The sequence below is a fragment of the Bacillus marinisedimentorum genome (assembly GCF_001644195.2).
GTDB classification, from domain to species: Bacteria; Bacillota; Bacilli; order Bacillales; family Bacillaceae_O; genus Bacillus_BL; species Bacillus_BL marinisedimentorum.
Genome location: NZ_LWBL02000028.1, coordinates 1 through 23814, shown reverse-complemented (window position 1 = coordinate 23814; position 23814 = coordinate 1). Strand labels below are relative to the sequence as shown.

Here is a 23814-nt window from a genome sequence, read left to right as displayed (position 1 = left end):
GATATGGAAGGTTCAGAGGACAGCAGGCTGGAAGCAGCAAGTATGATCCAATACGCAGGTTTCTGGATGCGGTTTTGGGCCTACTTGCTCGACCTGATTGTAATCGGAAGCCTGAATCGTATACTCGTTTATCCGGTGCTTCGATATATTGAGGCGCCGTTGACGCAAGAAAGCATGTTTGCCCCTGCTGCAGCCGCAACAGCAATCGTGATGTATGCTTACTTCACCGTCATGACAAAGCTGTTCGGCCAGACGCTCGGGAAAATGGTGTTCGGCTTGAAGGTGTTGTCAGAAAGGCATGAAGACCTGACCTGGAATGATGTCCTGTTCCGCGAAGTCATCGGCAAATTCATTTCCAAAACACTTCTTTTCATCGGTTTTCTTGCCGTCGCATTTTCAAAAAAGAAAAAAGGATTTCATGATTATTTTGCCGATACGATTGTCGTACTGACGAAACGGTAAAGAAAGTTTAAAGGCCCGCTGCTCTAAGCAGCGGGTTTATTATTCCCTGTTTTTGCCGATAATGGAACAGGGAGGAATAAAAATGAAATGGTTCGGCATTATCCTTGGCATATTGATTGTTTTTATCCTTATACTTATTTTTACGAAATTGACTGTCAAACTTAACTATAAACGGGCCAACAATAATGATGCCCTTAGTGCCACTTTCCTGATCTGGAAAGGGCTTATTTCCTATACCCTCGATATTCCACTGATGAGCTGGAATAATGAAGAGGATGCATTTGTCGTCAAAGAAGAGCAGAAATCCGGAAAAAAAAACGAGAAACCCTCAAAAGAGAAGGAAGTCAAATTCTCCTGGCAGACTATTAAAAATCAGATTGATAAAGCCCAGGACTTCATACAACATGTTTCACACTTCAAAAATATCACACGCCATTTTCTCAGCAAAATCAGTGTCACCAGGTTGGAATGGCACAGCCGGATCGGAACAGGTGATGCAGCACAAACAGCTGTTCTTTACGGAGCGGCCTGGACTTTGAAAGGCAACACGGTCGGATTAGTCAGTAACTTCATGAACTTAAAGGCAGAACCGCAGATGCAAGTTACCCCGCTATTCAATGAACGCGTGCTCGATACGAGCTTTGAGTGTATGTTTTCTTTTCGGATTGGAAATGCTATTGGCGCGGCATTAAAGGTTCTAAAATATTGGAAAGGGAGGCGGCAGCCATGGCAGAACATCCAATCCAGGGCTTGATGACAACGGCAATGGAAAACTTGAAAGAAATGATTGATGTCAATACCATTATCGGAGATCCTGTTGAAACGCCGGACGGAAGCGTTATTTTGACAGTATCAAAGGTCGGTTTCGGATTTGCTTCCGGAGGCAGTGAATTTCAGGTTGATGGTAATCCGCGGCCGGCAGGCGGAGAACAGCAGGGCCATCCATTCGGCGGAGGGAGCGGTGCCGGTGTATCCATTACACCGATCGCTTTTTTGATCGTTAACTCAAACGGTGTGAAAATGGTGCATCTTGATGAAAGCACCCACTTGTTTGAAAAAATCCTTGACTTCGCACCACAGGCTGCAGAAAAGCTGCAGCAAATGATGGGCGGAAGCAAAAATTCAGCTGGCCGGCATTCAGACATGGAACCACGCGAAGGAAAAATGCAAGATCCCGGGATATAAGGACGGTTCAGCCGGCTGCTTTGAGCAGCCGGCTTTATTTTTGTTAAGGAAATTATAAAATGTAAGCGTTGCGGCTAAAAAGCCAGAAGAGAATCGTCCAGCTCCAGGCGCCAGCGGCTATCGTCATAAGCGGTGATCCCCTCCGGGAGGAAAGAACCACCTCCCTGCGGGAACCCCCGCTTATGCGTACGCCGCTAAGCGGGCGCCTGGCGCATTTGTTCTGGCTGTTGCACTTAGTCCCGCATCTGCAGAAAGTGGAGAGGGACGAAAAAAAGAAAGACGTCCGAATTTGAAAATAAATCAGCCGTTATAGAAGGTAAATCGGATTTTCAAAAGAAAAGTTGCTGTTTTTAAAAATATCCTAAGGATTCATTGAAGTGGGCTCTGACTTTTGAGCTGTTTTGTGACATAGAAAGTGAGATGGTCCGGGATGCATACATTCAGTCGATTTTCTTTATCTTTGACCTTCAAATTCGGCTCATTTGCGCTCTTTTTGACGGAAGCCCGAACCTTGTTGACCATATCATTTGAAAAACTAGCCCGTCACGGATATATTTAACACTGTACATATATTAAAAACGGGAGGGATTTCATTGGCAAATGTAACGTTTAAAGGCAACCCTGTCACATTGCTCGGGAATGAAGTGAAGGAGGGGGACAAAGCACCGGATTTTAATGTGCTGGCCAACGACTTATCATCATTCACCCTTGAGGACGCAAAAGGCAAAGTCCGGATATTCAGTGTCGTGCCGTCGCTTGATACGCCGGTATGCGATCAGCAGACCCGGAAGTTCAATGAAGAGGCAGCAAACATTGATGGTGTAACCGTTTATACGTTCAGCGCAGATCTTCCTTTTGCCCAGAAACGGTGGTGCGGCTCAAGCGGCCTTGAGCAGGTGGTTACGCTCTCCGACCACCGTGACCTGTCATTCGGCAAAGCTTATGGTGTTGCGATTGAAGAACTAAGGCTGTTGACAAGAGCTGTTTTTGTCATTGATGAAAATGACAAAGTCATCCATGCGGAATACGTAAATGAAGCTACAGACCACCCCGATTATGAAGCTGCTCTTGAAGCTGCCAAAAAAGCCCTCTGAATATAACGACGGGAGAAGCTGCCGGATGGCGGCTTCTCTTTTTTTGTTGTTAAGGAAAATATAAAATGTAAGCGTGATTGAAATGTGGATTAAAGGCACTGTGCTGGTCTTGAGCCAGTGTATTTTATTCGTGCCGTTTTATCTGATAGAATAACTTATTAGAGATGAAAACGGAGGTACGGAAATGAATGAATTGACGAAGATGGAAAAGCTGTTTCAGGTGCTGGACGAGTCTGCGGAACTGCTCGCCGACGAGTTGGATGCCGTTTACCTGGATGCCCTTGCTGAAGCAGCAGAAAATCTATATGAGGGCACCGTTTTGCAGGATGTTAATGATCTGGCAGCCCGGAAACTTCAAAAATTATATGACCGCAACACGCTTGATCAATTTAGTAAAGAGGAAAAGCGAAAAGCGTTTGGGCTTGCAGTTTTGAAAGGAATGAAAGATGCCACTCAGCAGAACCATATGGTGACGCCGGATGCTGTAGCTGTTTTCATCGGATACCTCTTGAACAAATTGACCGAAAACAGGGAGCAAATGAGAATCTTTGATCCTGCCCTCGGCATCGGAAACTTGCTAATGGCGGTAAAAGCCGGTGCTGAGAATAAGCAAGTTTCCGCATTTGGCAGCGAGGTGGATGAAACACTCATCAAATTGGCTTATATGAACGCTAATTGGCAAGAGATGCCGATTGAACTGTTCAATCAGGACAGTCTGCAGCCTTTGCTGCTCGACCCGGTCGATGTTGTTGTCAGCGACTTGCCGGTCGGCTACTATCCGGATGATGCAAGAGCCGCCTCTTTCGCATTGCAGGCGGATGAGGGACATTCTTATGCCCATCATCTTTTTATTGAACAAAGTCTCCGCTATACGAAAGAGGGCGGATACTTGATTTTTTTGATTCCGAATTTTTTATTTGAAAGCGGGGAAGCTGAAAAATTAAACAGGTTCCTGAAAGAAAATACGCATATTCTCGGTCTGCTGCAGTTGCCGAAATCGATGTTTAAAAATGAGCAAATGGCAAAAAGTATTTTTATTTTGCAGAAAAAAGGTAAAAATACCAATATGCCGAAACAGGGGCTTATGGCAGAGATGCCGTCTTTTTCCAACAAAACAGCAATGGCAGGGATGGTTGACAGGATCAATCGCTGGTTTTATGGATATTCTGGCGGAAATGGGAATTAATGCATTTCAGAAAATAAAGAGTTTATGACGAAAACGGTAACATGGCTTCCTCCTTCTTGCAATACGTGTTTCCGAGTGTTTAAATGATATAGTCGGTTTTATATAACGGTGCTTTGAAAAGGAAAAATACAGCAGAAGGACTGAAAAAGGAGAGTCATATACATGTCTAACGTTTTAGCGATCAATGCCGGAAGTTCTTCACTGAAGTTCCAACTGTTTGTCATGCCTGAAGAAAAAGTCATCACAAAAGGGCTTGTGGAACGGATCGGGCTTGAGAATGGTATTTTCACCATCACAGTCGAAGGTGAAAAAATAAAAGAAACAACAGATATTCCAGATCATGCAGTGGCAGTTAAAATGCTGCTTGATAAGCTGATCAGTCATCATATTATTGCGTCTTATGACGAAATTGACGGCATCGGCCACCGAGTTGTCCATGGCGGTGAGGAATTCAATGATTCTATACTGATTACAGACCAAATCCTTGAACGGATTGAAGCAAAAAGTGAACTTGCACCGCTTCACAATCCGGCAAATATTGTTGGAGTCAAAGCGTTCAAGGAAATTTTACCAGAAGTACCGGCAGTAGCGGTCTTTGATACGGCATTCCATCAAACAATGCCAGAACAGGCCTATATGTACAGCCTGCCGTACGAGTATTATGAAGAATACGGAATCCGCAAGTACGGCTTCCACGGGACTTCCCACAAGTATGTGACAGAGCGTGCGGCTGAACTTCTCGGACGTCCGCTTGAGCAGCTCCGCCTCATTTCCTGCCATCTTGGAAACGGTGCGAGTATTGCAGCAGTCGAAGGAGGCAAGTCCATTGATACGTCAATGGGATTCACACCGCTCTCCGGCCTGACAATGGGAACCCGTTCAGGTGATATCGATCCTGCGCTCATACCGTTTATTATGGAAAAGACCGGCAAGAGTGCTGAAGAAGTGCTATCTGTCTTAAACAAGAAAAGCGGTCTTCTCGGTGTGACAGGCTTCTCAAGCGACCTTCGTGATATCGAGGAAGCCGTGCAGGAAGGCAACGAGCGTGCGGAATTGGCGCTGAGCCTTTTTGCTGAGCACATTCATAAGTATATCGGTTCCTATGCGGCAAGAATGCATGGTGTAGATGCCATTATCTTCACAGCCGGAATCGGCGAGAACTCCACCGTTGTCCGCGAGCGCGTCCTGCGCGGCCTTGAGTTCATGGGCGTGTACTGGGATCCTTCCCTCAATCAGACACGCGGTGAAGAAGCGTTCGTCAATTACCCGCACTCACCAGTGAAGGTAATTGTCATCCCGACAAATGAAGAAGTCGTAATCGCCCGTGATGCGGTCAAGTACGGCTTAAATAAATAATACGGAAAAAAGAGCATTCCAACGTCCGGAGTGCTCTTTTTTCATTGTATTCAAACGATTTTTTTGGTTTATTTGCATATTTACCAAATAGCTACGATAATGAAAGTAAACGGCGATGCCGATCAAACAGGAAAAGGGGGATTGCTGTAATGTTATCCAGCCAGGAACAAAACATCATTTCGTCCATTAAAGAGTGGGAGCATAAAAACCGGGATTATTATCCGACTGACTTTGAGAATATGTATAATGCCTGGATGGAAACGGGTTTCGGGCGAATTGCCCCTTCCGTCCGCCAGCGGTTTTTCAATAGCCTGGATGCCATCCTATTTCATTTACACGCGATGATCCAGGGTTCCCAGCTGCAGATGGATGCCAGAAACCGGATTCTGTCAAGTGCGCGTATTTTTGATGAAAATATAAAGGACATCCATGATATGAAGGAGCTCTCAATCGAACAGCTTTCATACATAGCAGAACAGCAAATTGCAAAGCATAGGGTTTATTCATTTGCACAGGGGGGCGTATCCGGAACTGGCGGCATTTTGACACTTGGCCTTGATGTTCCTGCTTTGACTGCCCTTAATTTACGGGCAGTCCAGCTGATTGCGATGACATACGGGTACGACGTCAATTACCCGCGCGAGATGATGATTTCCCTTAAAGTGTTTCACGCTTCCACATTGCCGAAGCATCTCCAATATGAAGGGTGGCAGCAGCTCAAAGGTGAAATTGAAAATGACGGCGGGACATTCTGGTATGAAGGTGAAGAGGATCTCACTGATGAAACATGGATGAATGAGCCGCTTAAACAGATTGCAAAAATATTATTCCTTTCGATGTTCAGAAAAAAGCTGATCCAGGGTATACCTCTTCTTGGAATGGCGGCCGGCGCAGCGATGAATTACCAGCTTTCGAGGCAAGTCACAGAATATGCCCACCGGTTTTATCAGCTGCGGCATTTGCATGACACGAAAGGGGACATAGCCGAGCAGTAATCCAACTATCTGAAAGGAGGAAGATTATGTCTGTACATGAACATAAAGCGGAAGCTCCAGATAGAGTCCGCTGCAAAGTCATCACTGTAAGTGATACAAGGACAAAAGAAACCGATAAGAGCGGGAAAAGGATGATCGAGTACCTTGAAGAAAACGGCCATGATGTAGCGGCTTATGAAATCGTTAAAGATGAACCGATTCCGATTCGTTCAGCCATACTTGACGGGTGTGAAGACAGCCGGATTGATGTCATCCTTACAAATGGTGGAACCGGTATCGCCCACCGTGATGTGACAATTGAAACCGTATCCCAGCTGCTTGATAAGGAAATGGTCGGATTCGGTGAACTGTTCCGCATGTTAAGTTACACAGAAGATATCGGATCGGCGGCCATTTTATCAAGGGCCATTGCGGGTGTCGCCATGCATACTGCCGTGTTCTCAACACCAGGCTCATCAGGTGCTGTGAAGCTGGCAATGGAAAAGCTTATTTTGCCTGAAATTTCCCATGTTGTACGGGAGCTTCGTAAAGATCGGGTGTAAGCATAAAAAACCAGGGATAGCACCTCCCTGGTTTTTTTGTTGTTAAGGAAATTATAAATTTTTTGTGTTGTGGAAAAAAAGCGAGAAGGGAGTCATCCAGCTCCAGGCGCCAGCGGCTATCGTCATAAGCGGTGATCCCCTCCGGGAGGAAAGAGCGCCTCCCTGCGGGTACCTCCGCTTATGCGTACGCCGCTAAGAGGGCGTCTCCTGCACGTCTAAATTTAATGATGATGCTTAACAGATACTTCTCCGTTTGTCCTGTACCAGATCCATAGGTCATTAATAGTGGAAGCAAGGTCGGCAATTTCTTTGTTCAGGCAGCAGCTTTCATGGAAATTGTCCTCGTTTTCCAGCATTGCTTGCTTTTTGTTGATAACAATTTCCAGTTCTTTGATCCGATCGGGTATGATTCCCCTGATTTTTTCCCATTCCAGTAAAATGGATTCCTGGGTTTCTGGTTCGTACTGTTCCCAGTGACCTGAAATTAAAGGAAGGCGGATGCCCAGTCTCTCGTCATATTCGAAGTAATTGTTCATTGTATTCCCCTCCAATACCCATTTTACAAGAATTATTGTTCAGTGGCGAACAGGTAAGTGAATTTTTCTTGTAAATTTTATAGAAAGTTCTTGAAAAGAGGAACGAAACTTGTTAAAGTGAATAACATATTAATTAAAAGCGGCTAAACAGGCAGTTTAATCGTTATTTTTTTGCACTAAATTGTATAAAAATCATAATTTATGTATATTTATTCTTAAAGGAGTTGGAGAGATTGAACAAAAAAGTGGTATTGGCTTACTCAGGCGGACTCGACACATCAGTGGCGATCAAATGGCTGCAGGATAAAGGATATCGGGTCATCGCCCTTTGTCTTGACGTAGGTGAAGGGAAAGACCTTGCCTTCATCGAGGAAAAAGCACTGAAAGTCGGCGCGGAAAAGTCGATTGTCATCGATGCGAAAAAGGAATTCGCCGATGAGTTTGCCCTGACAGCTCTGCAGGCCCATGCCCTTTACGAAGAAAAATATCCGCTGGTGTCAGCATTGTCCCGTCCGCTCATTTCAAAAAAACTGGTAGAGGTTGCTGAACAAGAAGGTGCGCACGCTGTCGCCCACGGATGCACCGGCAAAGGGAATGACCAGGTCCGTTTCGAAGTTTCCATCCTGGCTCTGAATCCGGAGCTGGAAATCATGACGCCTGTCAGAGACTGGCATTGGTCCAGAGATGAAGAAATTAATTATGCCAAAGAAAATGGCATTCCGATTCCGATCGACCTTGACAACCCATATTCCATTGATCAGAACTTGTGGGGAAGAAGCAATGAATGCGGCGTTCTGGAAGATCCGTGGCAGGCTCCGCCGGAAGGTGCTTACGATTTGACAGCACCATTGGAAATGACGCCGGATGAAGCAGATGTAATCGAAATTGAATTTGAGCAGGGGGTTCCTGTTTCAATAGATGGAATCAAAAAGCCTCTAGATGAACTGATCCTTGAGCTCAACAAGACAGCGGGGAAGCATGGTGTGGGCCGCATTGACCATGTTGAAAACCGCCTTGTCGGCATCAAATCACGTGAAATCTATGAAACGCCGGGTGCTTTGACGCTTCTGAAGGCGCACAAAGAACTCGAAGATATCACACTTACGAAAGAAACGGCACACTTCAAGCCGATTGTCGGCCAGAAGCTCTCGGAACTCGTTTACAATGGGCTATGGTATTCACCTTTGCGTGAGGCGCTGTCCGCATTCCTCAAAGAAACCCAGAAAAAAGTGTCAGGCACGGTCCGTATCAAGCTGTTCAAAGGGCATGCGATTGTGGAAGGCCGTAAATCCCCGTATTCGCTCTATGATGAAAAGCTTGCGACATACAGCGCTGAAGATGCGTTTGACCATGAAGCAGCCAAAGGTTTCATAGAGCTGTGGGGGCTTCCGACAAAGGTATACAGCAGCCTTCACCAGAAGAAGGTGAAAGCATGACAAAATTGTGGGGCGGCCGGTTTGAAAAAAGTGCAGAAGAGTGGGTCGACGAATTCGGCGCTTCCATACCGTTTGACCGGGAACTTGCCGTCCAGGATATCACGGGCAGTCTCGCCCATGTCAGCATGCTCCATAAAACGGGTGTGTTGGGAAATGAAGAAGCTGAAACGATCAAGCAGGGTTTGCATACCCTGCTTGAAAAAGCGAAGGCCGGGAAACTGGAATACGAAGTTAAATATGAAGATATCCATCTCAATATCGAGAAACTGCTGATCGATGAAATCGGGCCTGTCGGCGGCAAACTCCATACCGGCAGAAGCCGCAATGATCAGGTGGCAACAGATATGCATCTGTACCTTCGGGAAGAAAGCGAGGAGATCCTTGCAGGTATCAACCATTTACAGCAGGCGTTGTTCAATCAGGCAGAAAAACATGTTGAAACGGTTTTGCCGGGATACACACATATGCAGCGGGCGCAGCCGATTTCATTCGCCCACCATCTGCTCGCCTACTTCTGGATGTTTCAGCGGGATAAAGAGCGAATGGGGGAAGCGAAGAAACGGATTAATCGCTCCCCGCTCGGTGCAGGCGCACTTGCCGGGACAACATTCCCGATTGACCGCGAATACACTGCTGAACAGCTGGGCTTTGCCGGGATTTATGAAAATAGTCTTGATGCGGTGAGTGATCGTGACTTTATAGTGGAGTTCTTAAGCAACGCATCGCTTGTGATGACGCACTTATCCAGATTTTGTGAAGAATTGATTTTGTGGTCGACCCAGGAATTTCAATTCATTGAGCTCGATGATACGTTTGCAACAGGAAGCAGTATCATGCCGCAAAAGAAGAATCCTGATATGGCAGAACTGATCCGCGGGAAGACAGGCAGGGTATATGGCCATTTGATGGGGCTGTTAACCGTTTTGAAAGGCACACCGCTCGCTTACAACAAAGATATGCAGGAAGATAAAGAAGGCATGTTCGACACAGTGAAAACGCTGAAAGGCTCTTTAAAGATCATGGCCGGCATGATTGAGACGATGACGGTGAAAACCGGGAAGATGGCAAACGCCACACGCCAGGATTTTTCCAATGCGACCGAGCTGGCAGATTATCTGGCCGCTAAAGGAATGCCATTCCGCGAGGCGCATGAAACCGTCGGAAAAATAGTGCTTTATTGCATAAAAGAAGGGGTATATCTGGCTGATGTCAGCATGGAAAAATATATGGAGGTGTCAGGGCTTTTTGATGAGGACATTTATGAAGTGCTGAAGCCGGAGACAGCAGTCGCCCGCCGTAACAGTGCAGGGGGGACCGGCTTTGAAGCGGTTCGGAAGCAGCTGCAGCAAGCGGCGGCGAGCCTTGGGTTTCAGGCTGATCAACAATAGGTCCTGTATTTCTGCGGGAAGGCACACAAAAAAGAACCGGGCATCCCGGTTCTTTTTTAATAGGTAAGAAAATATAAGTTTTTAAGCAAGATCAATGTCCGGCTGCGAGCCCTGGCGGCTATCGTCATAAGCGGTGATCCCTGCTTATGCGGTACGCCGCTAAGCGGGCGGCTTGCACTTTTTTATATGATGTTATTTTATGCTTCATTCCTAACAATCAGTACATCGCATTGTGCATAACGGGTAATATGTTCCGATACACTTCCAATAAAGAAACGTTCAACCGCATTCAGCCCGGTCGCACCTGCTACTATCAAGTCTGCATCAAACTTGGGTGCGATATACTTTGCTATTTTCACTTTTGGGGACCCGTATTCGATATGAAGTTTCACATGATGAAGACCGGCTTCTTCTGCTTCTTTTTTATACTCATTCAAAAGTTCTTCGGCATATTCTTCAGCCTGTTCGGCAATTTGACGGTCGTACGCTTCAACTGTCGCAAAAGTCCTAGTATCAACGACATGGGTGATAATCAGATTCGCATCATTGCGCTTTGCGGCCTGCACCGCCTTCTTAAAAGCACATTCAGCCTCTTTGGAACCGTCAACTGCCACGAGAATATTGTTATACGTTAAACTCACCGTCTATTCCTCCTTCATGTGCGAATATCAATTCCCTTCTTCTATTATATCATTCAGCACCGCTTAAATAGTTTTATCTTTTTGAATAATTTGAACAAAAAATGACACTGTCCCATTATTTTTATAATAGGCTAAGGGTAACGTTCTTTTTCTAAGTAAACCTGAAATGAAGTAAATGAAAGCGGGATATGCTAAAATGATATTTATGCATTAATCCTTAAGGGAGGCGGAACCATGCAGCATGCTATGATTACTGCCGGGTCAAAAGGGCTCGGGAAAAAAGTGACCGAAGCATTACTCCGCAAAGGATGTTCAGTAACCGTCAATTACCGAAGCGATGTAGAGGCGGTTGAAAAGTTGAAACGTGAATTTTCCGATGTTGGAAAACGTCTGCACTTTGTGCAGGGAGATGTCACCAAAAAAGAAGATATCGAGCGCATGATGAATGAAGTGAAAGAGAAGTTCGGCCGCATCGACTTTTTGATTAATAATGCAGGCCCATACATATTTGAACGGAAAAAATTGGCCGACTATTCAACAGATGAATGGGATGAAATGATAAACGGCAATTTAAGTTCCGTTTTCCACCTGGTGAAAGAAGCGATTCCATTGATGCGAAAACAGAAATTCGGCCGTATCATCACTTATGGCTTCCAGGGGGCGGGCACCGCTCCCGGCTGGATTTACCGGTCGGCTTTCAGTGCGGCTAAAGTCGGCCTTGTCTCGCTTACAAAGACTATTGCAATCGAAGAAGCGGAACACGGAATCACCGCAAATATGATTTGCCCGGGGAATATCCTTGGTGAAATGAAAGAAGCATCCATTTGTGATGCAAGGAAGATGAATGATGGTACCATCACGCCAATCGGCCGGTCTGGAACAGGTGAGGACATTGCCAGGACTATCCTCTTCTTATGTGAACAAGATTCAGATATGGTAACAGGATCAATCATTGAAGTGACGGGTGCTCTCGATGTCGTCCATCGCTATCGCTAATTGAATAAATTCCCCATAAAGACGCATCCTATCCGTGAGGTGATCACCATGCTAAAATCAGCGCTACACGGATGCGTCATATTTTTTTGCTTGTTTTCCGTTCCGGCGGGTGCCAGTGCTGCCGATTATACAGACAGCCTGTCCTTTACAGCAACAATCATCATGAATGGGGAAGAGACGGAATGGGAATTCCGGAACCCGGAAGAGTACGAGCTGGAAGTCGGTGATAAGGTTATGAAAGGGAAGACTGCAAAAGAGGCGGTAGAGAAAATGTTCAGCCTGCTCGGAATTTCTGAAACAGCTTCAGTTGAGGACATGGTCAGCACTCTGAAAAAACGGGACTACAAAGAGATTGAACGGCTTGATGTAAGGTGGATCAATAAAAACGGAAAACTTTTTACTTGGGTATGGGAAAAGTGACAGACAAGAAAAGTCTCTCCGGCTGCGGAGAGACTTTTTGCGGAAAATAAACAGGCAGATGAACAGGAGTTGCGTACAAGTGTTTTAAAGAAATTCAAAACTATGCTTTTTGGTTTGCCGTATATTCGCTATAATGAAGAATGTAAGTGCTTTCATCTTTATGCGCCAGCCAGCGGAGTTTCTGGGCCGGCAATTATGGGGATGGGAATTCTACTATGTGAGGAGGAGTGTACCCATGCGAATTGGAGTACCGAAAGAGATCAAAAATAATGAAAATCGTATTGCCATGACCCCGGCAGGAGTTTTGACACTCGCAGGGGCAGGTCATGATATCTACATCGAAAAAGGGGCCGGACTCGGTTCGGGATTTACAGATGAACAGTATATTGAAGCTGGCGCCCACATTGTAGAAACGGCGAAAGAAGCCTGGGACCAGGAAATGGTCATGAAGGTGAAAGAGCCGCTTCCGGACGAATACGGATATTTCAGTGAAGGCTTGATCTTATTTACATATCTTCATCTTGCACCAGAACCTGAACTGACAAAAGCGCTTGTTGACAACAAAGTGACAGGTATTGCGTATGAAACAGTCCAGATGCCGAATGGTTCGCTCCCGCTCCTGACCCCTATGAGTGAAGTTGCCGGCAGGATGGCAGCGCAAATCGGCGCACAGTTCCTCGAAAAGTCGAGGGGGGGAAAGGGAATCCTCCTAGGCGGTGTGCCAGGTGTGAAACGGGGCCGTGTCACCGTCATCGGCGGAGGAATCGTCGGAACAAATGCGGCGAAAATTGCTATGGGACTAGGTGCAGATGTAACCATCATCGACTTGAACCCTGACCGATTGCGCCAGCTTGATGACATTTTTGGATCGGAAATCAATACACTGATGTCAAACCCGCTGAATATCGCTGAAGCGGTAAAAGAATCGGATCTTGTCATCGGAGCCGTCCTTATTCCAGGGGCTAAAGCACCGCGCCTTGTAACAGAGGAAATGGTGGAAAACATGCACGAAGGTTCGGTCATTGTCGATGTCGCCATCGACCAGGGCGGTATTTTTGAAACGACAGACAGGATCACCACACATGATAACCCGACATATGAAAAGCATGGCGTCCTCCATTATGCAGTTGCCAATATGCCGGGGGCAGTGCCGCGGACATCGACGATCGCCCTTACGAATGTCACGGTTCCTTACGCCCTGCAAATTGCCAGCAAAGGCTATCAGAAAGCGTGTCGTGATAATGAGGCATTGCTCAAGGGAATCAATACATTGAACGGTTATGTAACGTATGAAGCTGTTGCGGAAGCACACGGCCTTGAATACAATGATGCCCATTCAATGATTGAATAAGGAGAAATGCGTCCGGTTTGGCTAGGAAGTCCGGTTTTATGATAAAAGTAAAACTGATGAACAATATGATTAATCCGCTAATCAGCACACGTTTCATTGGTTAAATTGCACAAATAAACGCAGGGGTTTTTTGAACCTCCTGCGTTTATTTATACTGTTCATTAAAGCGCCTTTTAGCGGAAAAGATCCGGTGTAATAGCCTGCGGGGGGAGGCACCCCGGATGCCCCGCGGAAATCGAATGCCCTGCAGCTGAAAAACGGGTGAGCTCCAGAGGATTTCCCTCTTTCACAATACTGCCCTTTAACGGAATGCCGTTTATTTTAATAAGACCATTCCGCTGATTGGCATTATGGTTTTTCGCCTATCCTTTTACGATTTGCAGTTCTTTAGGGTATTGCGTCAATATGTCAGCTCCATTTGCGGTTATGACGATGTCGTCCTCAATCCGGACTCCTCCTGTTCCAGGCAAGTAGATTCCAGGTTCAATCGTAAGGGCCATCCCGTTTTCAAGTATGCCGGTATTTTTTTCATTCAATGACGGGAACTCATGGACTTCGATGCCGAGTCCATGTCCGATCCTGTGGGTGAAATAGTCACCGTAACCTGCTTCCGTGATGATGCTGCGGGCTGTCTTATCCAGATCGCCTATCGTCGTACCCGGTCTGCAGATCCTTACCGCTTCTTCCTGGGCACGCAATACCGTTTCATAAATTTCCCGCTGTTTTGCGGATACGTCACCGACGGCAACTGTCCGGGTAATATCCGAGCAGTAACCATCAAGGACAACACCGAGATCAAAAAGGACCAGATCCCCTTTTTTAACGCGGTTCTTTCCCGGATTGCCATGGGGGGCCGCTGTATTTTCCCCGGTCAGCACTATGGTTGAAAAAGACATTTCGCGGATTCCCTGCTTCTTCAATTCATATTCGATGCGGGCCAGGATCTCCATTTCGGTTACCCCTTCTTTTATTGCAGCTGTGCCGACTTCAACCCCGTAGTCAGCAAGTTTTGCAGCTTCTCGGAGTACCGCTGTTTCCTGTTCATCTTTAATCAGCCGGAGCTGCTGAAGTTTCCCTTCTGCCGAAACAAGATCAGGGTTTCCGAATGCTGCGGCTGCATGCTCATACCGTTCCACAGTCATATGGCTTTTCTCAACTGCAAGCACACCCGGCCTGATATTTTGCCGATCCAGTCTATCCTTAATAAGCTGCCATGGGTCGTCAATATCACTGTAGCCGATCATGGGATAATCCCAGCCGGCGTTTTTTGCCTGCTGCTTTTCCATAGCCGGCAGGACAAGAATAGGTTCTGCATCAGGAAAGAGGAGCAAGCCAAGCAGCCGTTCATGCGGGTCGGAATAAAACCCTGATAAGTAAAAAACATTGGGGGTGGAGGTTATAAAAGCTGCATTGATGTTTTTCTCTTTGAGCCATTCCGTCATACGCTTCAGTCTGTTATTCATCGGTCCACTTCCTTTGTATGGTATCATTACTTATTGAAACATAATGAACTGAATTTGTCGCTGATCCTGCGGTAAGCACCATTCAATATAAAAAGGCGAAAAATTTATAAGATTATTTTGAAACCCTATGTGAATTGATGCGTATATACTTATTGAAAAGAAAAGAGGTGAAGATGTGGGGTTTTTTCAACGCTTGTTCGGCAAAAAAGAAGAACGGGAAGAAATCAAGCAGCGTGATGTATTTTCAATTAAGATCGATGACATTGTCAGTTATGAGCTCGAAGATTATCAAGCAGTTGGAAAACTTGTCTATAAAGATGGCAACTTCACTTGGACTGCTTATCAGCTTAAAGGCGATGGGCGCACACTATGGCTGAGTGCCGAAATGGATGATGAGCTTGAACTTGGCATGTATGAAAAGATTCCGCTTAAGCTGTCAGGCGAGATCCCGAATAAGCTTTATTATGACGGAACGGAATATTATCTTGAAGAAAGCGGTTCGGCAAGGGTGAAAGGTGAAGGCAGAGGCGCAAATGTGGACGGCCTGATCGTGAAATATTACGATTTCAGCGATAAAGCTGAAGAATCATTCCTATCGGTTGAAGATTGGGGTGGTGAAATCGAAGCAAGCATCGGCTGGGAAATCGAAGAGTATGAAATCAAAATACTGGCTGCAAGTTGATTGAAAAAGCGGAGAGTACCGGTAAGCGCCGTTTGCATAAGCAGGAGGCTTTTCAGGCAGTCTGAAAGGGAGCAGATTTTCTTATAAAGGACTTCGCCGAATAAAAGGATTCAAAAAACACAATAAAGTGTAGGTTATCAAAATATAAGGCTGTGTTAAAGCTCAATGTTGATTTTTCACTAGTTGATTGGAGTGGAAGGTGCGAGACTCCTGCGGGAATAGCGGGACAGCTGAGACCCCGCAGGAGCGTCAGCGACGAGGAGGCTCAGCGCCCGCCCCGCGGCAAAGAAGACACCGTGAGTGCGACCGGAGGGAAGCAGAAACGGATGTCGCACTTGTGCCCTTGGGTGAAAGCGAGCACCTGCAGCGGAAATCAACACTAACGTTTAGAGCCAAATATAAAGGAGGATAACAATGTTTAACATGTTCAAACGCGTAAAAACGATTGTTGGTTCAGAATTGAATGCGATGCTGGATAAAGCTGAAGATCCTGTAAAAATGCTTGACCAATTCATGAGGGAAATGGAGAGAGATATCCGCGATGCGGAGACTTCAGTCGCAAAACAGATTGCCAATGAAAAAATGCTGAAAAAGAAATATGATGATTCAGAAACGCTGATGGCAAAGCGTGAACAACAGGCGATCAAAGCGCTTGAAGCCGGCAATGAAGATCTTGCGCGCCGTGCGCTCGAAGATAAAAAGCAGCAGGCCGCACAGCGTGATCAGTTAAAAGCTTCATACGAACGTGCAAAAGAGGATGCTTCACAGCTCCGCAGCCGGCTTGATGAAATGAAACGGGAATACCAGGAAATGCAGCTTAAGAAAGACACCCTGAAGGCCAGGGCTGAATCCGCAAAAACACGGACAAAAATGAATCGGGTGTCAAATGTCTCTAATGATGAATCGCGCCGCGGATTCGAACGGATGGAGGAGAAAGTCCATCAATATGAAGCTGAAGCTGAAACGAGTGAAGATTTAAGGGCCGCCAACCGCAGCCTTGACGATGAATTCGAAGAACTTGATAAAGGAAACGATGTTGATGCGGAGCTTGCCGAACTGAAAAAGAAAATCGGGAAGGACGCATGATTTTGATAACGTGCAGTGAGGTGTAAACATGAAAACATGGCCGGGAGGACTTATTCTGGCAGCAGCCCTGCTGTTTTTCCTCTCAGGTTGCAGTGAACCGTCTGCCGGGCTTTTCGGGTCGGGGACGGTTCTTGATTACATAGAGGAAAATTATGAGCTGGTTGATGTCATTGAAAGCAGTACGGATGCCGGTGACATTTCAAAAGTGTACAGTGCCGGAAACAGGACGCTTGATGAAGTCCGTGAGAGCATCGTCAGCGCATGGCAGCCTGAGGAAATTAGTGAGAAAAAGGATGGCCGGCAGGTGCTTGTATATGATCAGCATTTTGTCATCCTCTCCAATGATGAGGAAAATAATGGAGGGATATTGATCGAAGCGGCCGATCACGGTTTTGTCCGCGACAATTTCCAGCCTGGTTTTTTTGATGGCATGCTGGCCCTGTGGATTCTTGATGAAGTGTTTGATGTGGACGACTGGGGGAAAAAGCAGCGGACCCGCTGTGCCGGAACACCTTATGATTGTTACCGGGGTTACACCATTACCGGAAAAGCATATAAAGGACCGAGCAGCACACCTCCGGATTTTCGCGGATCTACGACAAGGGGCGGAGGCCCGGGAACCGGTAAATAAATCATAAAGGAGGGAGATCATGGGACCATATTTATTAACATTACTATACTTTTTAGCGGCAATCGCCGTCATCATAATTGGTCTTGTATTTTTTGAATTGATCACACGGGAGTATAAAGATTGGGATGAAATCAGCAACGGCAACAGCGCCGTAGCCCTCTCGATTGCCGGTAAAGTAATCGGGATCAGTATTATTCTTGCTTTTTCGATATACAGCAGTGTTTCAGTCATGGGAACGGTTATTTGGGGAGGATTCGGAATCGTACTCCAGCTAGCGGCATATTTCCTTTTTGAAATGCTGACCCGCCGATTCTCTGTGGAAAAGGAGCTGAAAAACGGTAACATTGCGGTCGGAATTGTCATGATGTCTGTGTCGATCGGACTCGGGTTTGTGATCGGCGCCTCCATTACATAAACAGCAATGAAATGATGTCTGTACGTAATTGATGATGCCGGTCCCCCGTTTTCGGGGGACTTTTGGCTTCCATTAACTAATTCAGCATCACCGAAAAAGGGGCTTTTCACATGTCTGAAGAAAATATGAAAAAGAGCAGGGCAATTTACTGGGCGTCTGGCATCGTGTCGATTTGCGGCATTATTTTCGAAGTGCTTTTCGGAGCACTCGGATCCTATATGCTTGGAGATGGAGTGAAACAATACACTTTGACCATTTCTTTGTTTTTAACTGGTATGGGTATTGGTGCTTCATTAAGTGAAAACGTGACAAAACAGCTTATCATATCGTTTATCTGGATAGAATTTACAATTGGGTTGATAGGTGGAATGTCGGCATTCCTTCTTTTCGGCATAAACGCTTATTTGCCGGACGGGTCGGAAGCCCTGTTTTTATATGGAGTCACATTCACCATTGGTGCATTGACTGGTGTGGAACTGCCTGTATTGATTCGAAAAGCTGACGAAATCGGGGTTTCGCTGAACAAGAGCACGGCGAGGGTTCTTTTTTCAGACTATGCTGGCGGGCTCGTCGGCGGGCTGTTGTTTGTTTTTTTGCTCAGGCCCCAGCTTGGTCTTGTGAAAACTGCATTCATGGTAGCGCTGGTCAATATTGCCGTAGCTGTCTGGGTGGCATGGCTGTTCAGGGAAGAAATCAGGATGCCGAAAATACAATTTATGTTTGGCGGCCTGTTTTCCCTTGTTTTGGCTGCCGGCCTGTTTTTTGGTGAAGAAACCGCCTTTTCATTCGAACAAAAGCTATACAGCGACCCGATTATTTTTGCTGAAGAAACCGAATACCAGCGGATTATCCTGACAAAAGAACAGGGGGATATCCGGATGTACCTCGATGGTTCGCTGCAATTCAGCTCCTCTGATGAATACCGTTATCATGAGACGCTCGTCCATCCGGCTATGGAAGGAGCAAAAAGACATGAAAACGTTTTGATCCTCGGCGGCGGCGACGGAATGGCATTGAGGGAAGTGCTCAAGTACAAAAGTGCCAGAGACATCACCCTCGTTGATCTTGATCCCGCTGTTGTGGAGTTGGCGAAATCGAATCGTGACTTAAGGCAGCTGAATGCCAATGCATTCGATAACACCCATGTAGAAGTCGTTCACAAAGATGCCTTCCGGTTCCTGGAAAGTGAGCGGAGTCTGTATGATGTCATTCTGATTGACCTGCCGGATCCTAACAACGAAGGACTGAACAAGTTGTACACCCGAGAATTTTATTCGCTTGTCCGAAATCGCCTGTCTCCTGGCGGGATGGTCAACATCCAGGCGACCAGCCCGGTGTTTGCACCCCGGGTTTACTGGGGGATTAATAGTACAATCGCCTCTGCAGGCCTTAAGACTGAGAATTTGCATGTGGAGATTCCGAGTTTCGGCAATTGGGGGTTTATTCTCGCCGGCCGCGAGCCAGTCGACTTGAAAGAAATTGAGATTACAAGACAAACCCGTTTCCTGACGACAAAACTTGTTTCAACCCTTGCTGAATTCGGGAAAGATGAGAATGAGGATGCGGCGGAAAAAAGCGGCGGCGAACTCCCGCCAAATACGTTAATCAACCCTTATCTGATAGAAGAGTACGAAAAAGCCTGGCTGCAATACTAGCACCTGTTATTATATGCTGCATCCGAGTTCATTGTGGATTCAGTACAAATCTGATTAGAGAGGAAGGTGCGGGCGCGTTTACATTTTATTTTGTACGGTGAGGACTCCGATCGCTTATTCAATGTCCTCTCCTTAAGGAAGCGGATCGGGAAGGTAAGGGAGCGCTAGAACAGGTAATGTTCTGCCGCATGCTGTGAAAACCCGATGCACACAGACTCTGTACACGTACGGAGAGCGAGAGCACCGGGCGGATTTAACCAGCCGCATATCGTTATTTAAAAGGGGACAGCGATGGCAGGAAGCGGCCAAAGCGCATTATTTCGTGGACACCTTTTAGGCATTGTCCCATCTGGACAGGAGTTTGCGTTTTTTTGTCGTAGTCCTATTAAAGAATCTATTATTTTAAAGGAGGAGCCTGACGTGAAAGTTACATATCATGGACATTCGGTAGTCGGGATTGAAACGAAAGACACAAAGATTCTAATTGATCCATTCATTTCCGGAAATGGGGTTTGCGATCTGGTGGCGGATGAAGTGCAAGTGGATGTGATTCTGCTGACCCATGGGCACGGTGACCATGTGGGAGATACGGTTGAGTTGGCCCAACGGAATGATGCGCTTGTCGTCGCCCCTTTTGAACTGGCAACATTCCTAGGATGGAAAGGGGTTAATACACATCCGATGCACATCGGCGGCTCCCACCAGTTTGACTTCGGAAAAGTGAAATTGACACAGGCATTCCACGGATCGGCTTACGAGGATGAAGAAACACAGACATTAGTGTACACCGGCATGCCGGCCGGCATCCTGTTTACAGCGGAAGGAAAAACGGTATATCATGCGGGAGACACAGGCCTGTTCTCTGATATGAAGCTGATCGGAGAACACGGCATCGATCTTGCATTCCTGCCGATCGGAGACAATTTCACGATGGGGCCGGATGATGCTGTTACAGCTGCAAAGTGGGTGAAGGCGAAGAAGACAGTGCCGATTCATTATAATACGTTCCCGCTTATCGAGCAGGATGCAGATGGATTTGTGAAAAGTCTTGAAGGCGATGGAGAAGTCATGCATGCCGGAGACGCTCTCGAATTATAATAGGGTTCAAGTGAAAAGGAAGCCGCGGCAGCGGCTTCCTTTTTTGCGTACAGAAATTGTCAGCAAGTGTGTATTCCGACCGAGCGGCCAATTTTAACAATATAGATTAAGGGCAGCTACGCCTCTGTCATCGCCTATAGGCTCGCCAATCGGCGTGTTTCTTTACAGGTGAAAGGGATTGTTTAAGCTCTTAATGTTTCACTGCTGAAGGGTTTAAATAAGATATTATTTTCCAGATGGACATGCTGGAACATATCTTTTTCAAGTTCCTCAAGGGAGTGGTAGGTCAGCCTGTAAGTGTTGCATGCGTCTGCCGGCAAGGTGAATCCGGATGATAACTCGCGGATTTTTTCAAGTATCCGTCCTGCCTCGTCATGCTCGGCTTCCAGTGTCTCGATTCCTTTTTCGGCCAACGCTTTTGTGTCCTCTGAACGTTCTTCATCATATTTCACGATAAGTGGAAACAATTCATTCTCCTCTTTATCGATATGTTCCTCCAGTTCATCTTTCAACTGATGAAAGAGTTTGTCTATTTCAATGAGCTCCGGGTGGCCGGGACCGTGTACTCTTGCGACCTTATTTGTCATTTTGCTGATGAGCGGCAAATGTTCCCGCAAATAATCATGGTGTGTGCTGATGATATGGGAAATCAATTCGTTTGCCGGACGATTGCTCCAGATTTCACCTGCTGTTCCGCTTCCTGATAAAAAGCCTGCCAGTTCCTCAAATACTTTTTCCGGGTCCATCCCCTTTTCTGCCGCCGCCTCTGTAAGCGGACGATCGCCTCCACAGCAAAAATCAATTGAATATTTCATGAAAAATGTTCCGGCATTCGGATATTCTGCAACGATGGCCCCGACTGATTCGGTTCCATTAAATTTAAGTTCACTCATATTTTCCACTCCTCTGCTTTGTTCTGACTTAAGCTTAAAGCATGCAGGAATAAAAAGAAGTGTTCTCTGTCACTTGCTGGAGATGAAAACATGCACTTGTTTTTCTTGTGAAGGGCGTATTGACCGGTGGAAGCATAACAGGGATTCACAAGGTCCATTCTCTTACTTGTAGGGGATATTTACACGCTTGACTGTCTGTGCCCGCTGCTTACAATCAACATGCTGAGCAGTCCTGATGCATAAGAACTGTGGACCAGCTGCGGCTCATTCGAATTCACCGTTGATGGAAGATAACCAAAGTGATGCCATAAGAAAAAACACCCCGTGACAGGGTGTTTTACTGAAAAAATATTATAACAGACTGATAATCCAACCTATAACAACGATTAGTCCAATAACCATTAGAATCGTGCGAAGCATTATCCTACCATCCTTTCATTTAGCTTGTTAGTAAAACTATTCCTCTATGGATAGTCTTTTAAACATGTAAAAAAATGGGTAGACAGTAATTGATCAGATGAATTCGCAATCGATATTGTGAATTCCTGTATTAGTGGATATAATGGAAACAGAGTAGTACAGAAACTTCTACGCCCGAAGGAAAGTATGGTGAATGAGATGGCAACAAAGCATGAACAAATTCTTCAATTTATTGAATCACTGGAGATCGGGAATAAAATTTCGGTCAGGCAAATCGCCAAGGAGCTCTCTGTCAGTGAAGGAACTGCATATCGGGCAATTAAAGATGCTGAAAATCAGGGGCTTGTCAGCACAATTGAACGTGTCGGAACAATCCGGATTGAAAAAAAGAAAAAAGAGAACATCGAAAAATTGACATATGCTGAAGTGGTTAACATCGTAGATGGCCAGGTGCTTGGCGGCAGGGAAGGCCTTCATAAGACGCTTAATAAGTTCGTGATCGGCGCCATGAAGCTCGAAGCCATGATGAGATATACTGGGGCTGGAAATCTCCTGATTGTCGGGAACAGAACGAAGGCTCATAAGCTTGCACTGGAAGCAGGAGCGGCTGTACTGGTCACCGGTGGCTTCGGTACAGACGAAGAGGTCATCAAGCTTGCAGATGAGTATAAACTGCCGATCATTTCCAGTTCATATGATACGTTTACCGTTGCGGCGATGATTAACAGGGCGATTTACGACCAACTGATCAAAAAAGAAATAATTCTTGTCGAAGATATTTTGACAGGGCTGGACAACACCTTCTTTTTAAAAACGAACGATAAGGTTGATATGTGGTACCGTCATAATGACCAGACCGCGCACAGCCGCTATCCGGTCGTTGACCAAAATATGAAAGTGCAGGGAATGGTAACGTCAAAGGATGTCATCGGCAAGGAAAAAAACATGGTTATTGAAAAAGTGATGACCAAAAATCCGATGACCGTGCTGGGCAAAACTTCTGTAGCGACTGCTGCCCACATGATGGTGTGGGAGGGAATTGAAGTATTGCCGGTCACGGATCAGCATCATCGCCTTCAGGGGATCATCAGCCGCCAGGATGTGTTGAAAGCCCTGCAAATGATTCAAAATCAGCCGCAGGTCGGTGAAACAATTGATGATCTCGTAACATCCCGGTTTGCGGAGGTGGGCGAAGACAAAGCAACCCCTGTATACCGGTTTGAGGTCGCTCCGCAAATGACCAATTCGCTTGGAACCATTTCATACGGTGTGTTTACGACGATTGTGACAGAAGCGGGGAACAGGGTGCTTCGTTCCTATAAAAAGGGAGATCTTGTCGTGGAGAACATCACCATTTATTTTATTAAACCAATCCAGATTGAAAGCACAATAGAAATTCATCCAAAAGTTCTTGAAGTCGGGCGCAAATTCGGTAAAGTGGATGTGGAAGTTTACAACGGCGGGGTCATGGTCGGCAAGGCACTCATGATGGCTCAGCTGATTGACCGGCAATATTGACCGCCAGCTTTTCATAAGAAAGAGCTGTGAAATCTGAGTGAGTATTACCTTTTCAGGGTGTATGGATATTTCAAAAACCGCGCCGAAATGCGCGGTTTTAATCTTGTTTGTTAGACCATCCAACTCCTGTCCATATAATAGATTAAGCAGGATTATCAAAGCAACGATAAACGATAACCGCCCGGGACTTCTCCGATAAACGTGAGCTTTTTGTGAGATCCCGCAGGAGCGATAGCGACGAGGTAACTCAGCGCCCGCCCCGCGGCAAAGAAGACACTGTGAGTGCGACCGGAGGGAAGCAGGAACAGATGTCGCCCTTGTGCCTGTGGTGCAAAGAAGACACTGTGAGTGCGGCCAGAGGGAAT

Annotated in this window: 25 protein-coding genes; 21 read left to right on the top strand and 4 right to left on the bottom strand. The window is 46.2% G+C overall.

Going from position 1 to position 23814, the window contains the following annotated elements; all coding sequences use genetic code 11:
- Positions 1-3: 3 nt before the first annotated feature.
- From A4U59_RS08615 to A4U59_RS08580, 9 genes are all read left to right on the top strand, one after another.
- The gene (locus A4U59_RS08615; RefSeq protein ID WP_066172993.1) at positions 4-462 is read left to right on the top strand and encodes an RDD family protein; all 459 of its coding nucleotides are present in this window, start codon (positions 4-6) and stop codon (positions 460-462) included.
- An 82-nt stretch (positions 463-544) separates the two neighbouring features.
- Positions 545-1216, top strand: coding sequence for a DUF2953 domain-containing protein (locus tag A4U59_RS08610; RefSeq protein WP_157888156.1), 672 nt, complete (start codon positions 545-547; stop codon positions 1214-1216).
- A complete protein-coding gene (gene ytfJ / locus A4U59_RS08605) occupies positions 1189-1647 on the top strand; it encodes a GerW family sporulation protein (protein WP_066172927.1) in 459 nt (152 codons plus the stop codon). The genes A4U59_RS08610 and ytfJ overlap by 28 nt, the downstream gene beginning before the upstream one ends.
- 372 nt (positions 1648-2019) lie before the next feature.
- Positions 2020-2178: a hypothetical protein gene (locus tag A4U59_RS21725; protein WP_169823940.1), complete on the top strand. Its 159-nt coding sequence runs from the start codon at positions 2020-2022 to the stop codon at positions 2176-2178.
- Positions 2179-2240: 62 nt separating this feature from the next.
- Positions 2241-2741 (top strand): thiol peroxidase, encoded by a 501-nt coding sequence (tpx, locus tag A4U59_RS08600; RefSeq protein ID WP_066172925.1) that lies wholly within the window; start codon positions 2241-2243, stop codon positions 2739-2741.
- A 184-nt stretch (positions 2742-2925) separates the two neighbouring features.
- Positions 2926-3927 (top strand): class I SAM-dependent methyltransferase, encoded by a 1002-nt coding sequence (locus tag A4U59_RS08595; protein ID WP_245680525.1) that lies wholly within the window; start codon positions 2926-2928, stop codon positions 3925-3927.
- Positions 3928-4089: 162 nt separating this feature from the next.
- A complete protein-coding gene (locus tag A4U59_RS08590) occupies positions 4090-5283 on the top strand; it encodes an acetate kinase (RefSeq protein WP_066172923.1) in 1194 nt (397 codons plus the stop codon).
- Between the two features lie 149 nt (positions 5284-5432).
- Complete coding sequence (locus tag A4U59_RS08585) at positions 5433-6278, top strand: EcsC family protein (RefSeq protein ID WP_066172921.1); 846 nt, start codon at positions 5433-5435, stop codon at positions 6276-6278.
- A 26-nt stretch (positions 6279-6304) separates the two neighbouring features.
- Positions 6305-6820, top strand: a complete 516-nt coding sequence (locus A4U59_RS08580; RefSeq protein WP_066172919.1) for a MogA/MoaB family molybdenum cofactor biosynthesis protein — start codon at positions 6305-6307, stop codon at positions 6818-6820.
- Positions 6821-7041: 221 nt separating this feature from the next.
- Here the strand turns inward: A4U59_RS08580 and A4U59_RS08575 are convergent, their stop codons facing one another.
- Positions 7042-7356, bottom strand: a complete 315-nt coding sequence (locus A4U59_RS08575) for a hypothetical protein (protein WP_066172918.1) — start codon at positions 7354-7356, stop codon at positions 7042-7044.
- Positions 7357-7589: 233 nt separating this feature from the next.
- Between A4U59_RS08575 and A4U59_RS08570 the strand changes: the two genes are divergently transcribed.
- Entirely contained in the window at positions 7590-8792 is a 1203-nt protein-coding gene (locus A4U59_RS08570) for an argininosuccinate synthase (RefSeq protein ID WP_066172916.1), read from the top strand.
- Positions 8789-10180 (top strand): argininosuccinate lyase, encoded by a 1392-nt coding sequence (argH, locus tag A4U59_RS08565; protein ID WP_066172914.1) that lies wholly within the window; start codon positions 8789-8791, stop codon positions 10178-10180. The genes A4U59_RS08570 and argH overlap by 4 nt, the downstream gene beginning before the upstream one ends.
- Positions 10181-10377: 197 nt before the next feature.
- On the opposite strand, the gene A4U59_RS08560 is transcribed toward argH, so the two are convergent.
- The gene (locus tag A4U59_RS08560) at positions 10378-10821 is read right to left on the bottom strand and encodes a universal stress protein (RefSeq protein WP_066172912.1); all 444 of its coding nucleotides are present in this window, start codon (positions 10819-10821) and stop codon (positions 10378-10380) included.
- Between the two features lie 234 nt (positions 10822-11055).
- Here A4U59_RS08560 and A4U59_RS08555 point away from each other — a divergent pair, with 234 nt between their 5' ends.
- The 3 genes from A4U59_RS08555 (at position 11056) to ald (ending at position 13588) form a co-directional block, all read left to right on the top strand.
- On the top strand, positions 11056-11817 hold the full coding sequence (locus A4U59_RS08555; RefSeq protein ID WP_066172909.1) for an SDR family oxidoreductase: 762 nt from the start codon (positions 11056-11058) through the stop codon (positions 11815-11817).
- A gap of 90 nt (positions 11818-11907) precedes the next feature.
- Entirely contained in the window at positions 11908-12237 is a 330-nt protein-coding gene (locus tag A4U59_RS08550; RefSeq protein WP_169823939.1) for a hypothetical protein, read from the top strand.
- Between the two features lie 235 nt (positions 12238-12472).
- A complete protein-coding gene (gene ald / locus A4U59_RS08545) occupies positions 12473-13588 on the top strand; it encodes an alanine dehydrogenase (protein ID WP_066172906.1) in 1116 nt (371 codons plus the stop codon).
- Between the two features lie 362 nt (positions 13589-13950).
- On the opposite strand, the gene A4U59_RS08540 is transcribed toward ald, so the two are convergent.
- Positions 13951-15051 (bottom strand): M24 family metallopeptidase, encoded by a 1101-nt coding sequence (locus A4U59_RS08540; protein ID WP_066172905.1) that lies wholly within the window; start codon positions 15049-15051, stop codon positions 13951-13953.
- 175 nt (positions 15052-15226) lie between these two features.
- Here A4U59_RS08540 and A4U59_RS08535 point away from each other — a divergent pair, with 175 nt between their 5' ends.
- The 6 genes from A4U59_RS08535 to A4U59_RS08510 all read left to right on the top strand — a co-directional run bounded on the left by A4U59_RS08535 (position 15227) and on the right by A4U59_RS08510 (position 20618).
- Entirely contained in the window at positions 15227-15733 is a 507-nt protein-coding gene (locus A4U59_RS08535; RefSeq protein ID WP_066172903.1) for a DUF4178 domain-containing protein, read from the top strand.
- Between the two features lie 414 nt (positions 15734-16147).
- Complete coding sequence (locus A4U59_RS08530; RefSeq protein ID WP_066172901.1) at positions 16148-16819, top strand: PspA/IM30 family protein; 672 nt, start codon at positions 16148-16150, stop codon at positions 16817-16819.
- A 28-nt stretch (positions 16820-16847) separates the two neighbouring features.
- A complete protein-coding gene (locus A4U59_RS08525; RefSeq protein WP_066172900.1) occupies positions 16848-17450 on the top strand; it encodes a DUF4247 domain-containing protein in 603 nt (200 codons plus the stop codon).
- Positions 17451-17469: 19 nt separating this feature from the next.
- Positions 17470-17865, top strand: coding sequence for a DUF350 domain-containing protein (locus tag A4U59_RS08520; protein ID WP_066172898.1), 396 nt, complete (start codon positions 17470-17472; stop codon positions 17863-17865).
- 110 nt (positions 17866-17975) lie between these two features.
- Entirely contained in the window at positions 17976-19520 is a 1545-nt protein-coding gene (locus tag A4U59_RS08515; RefSeq protein ID WP_066172896.1) for a polyamine aminopropyltransferase, read from the top strand.
- Between the two features lie 420 nt (positions 19521-19940).
- A complete protein-coding gene (locus tag A4U59_RS08510) occupies positions 19941-20618 on the top strand; it encodes a metal-dependent hydrolase (RefSeq protein ID WP_066172893.1) in 678 nt (225 codons plus the stop codon).
- Positions 20619-20800: 182 nt separating this feature from the next.
- Here the strand turns inward: A4U59_RS08510 and ric are convergent, their stop codons facing one another.
- On the bottom strand, positions 20801-21511 hold the full coding sequence (gene ric, locus A4U59_RS08505) for an iron-sulfur cluster repair di-iron protein (protein WP_066172888.1): 711 nt from the start codon (positions 21509-21511) through the stop codon (positions 20801-20803).
- Positions 21512-22129: 618 nt separating this feature from the next.
- Here ric and A4U59_RS08500 point away from each other — a divergent pair.
- The gene (locus A4U59_RS08500; RefSeq protein ID WP_066172990.1) at positions 22130-23449 is read left to right on the top strand and encodes a DRTGG domain-containing protein; all 1320 of its coding nucleotides are present in this window, start codon (positions 22130-22132) and stop codon (positions 23447-23449) included.
- Positions 23450-23814 lie beyond the last annotated feature (365 nt).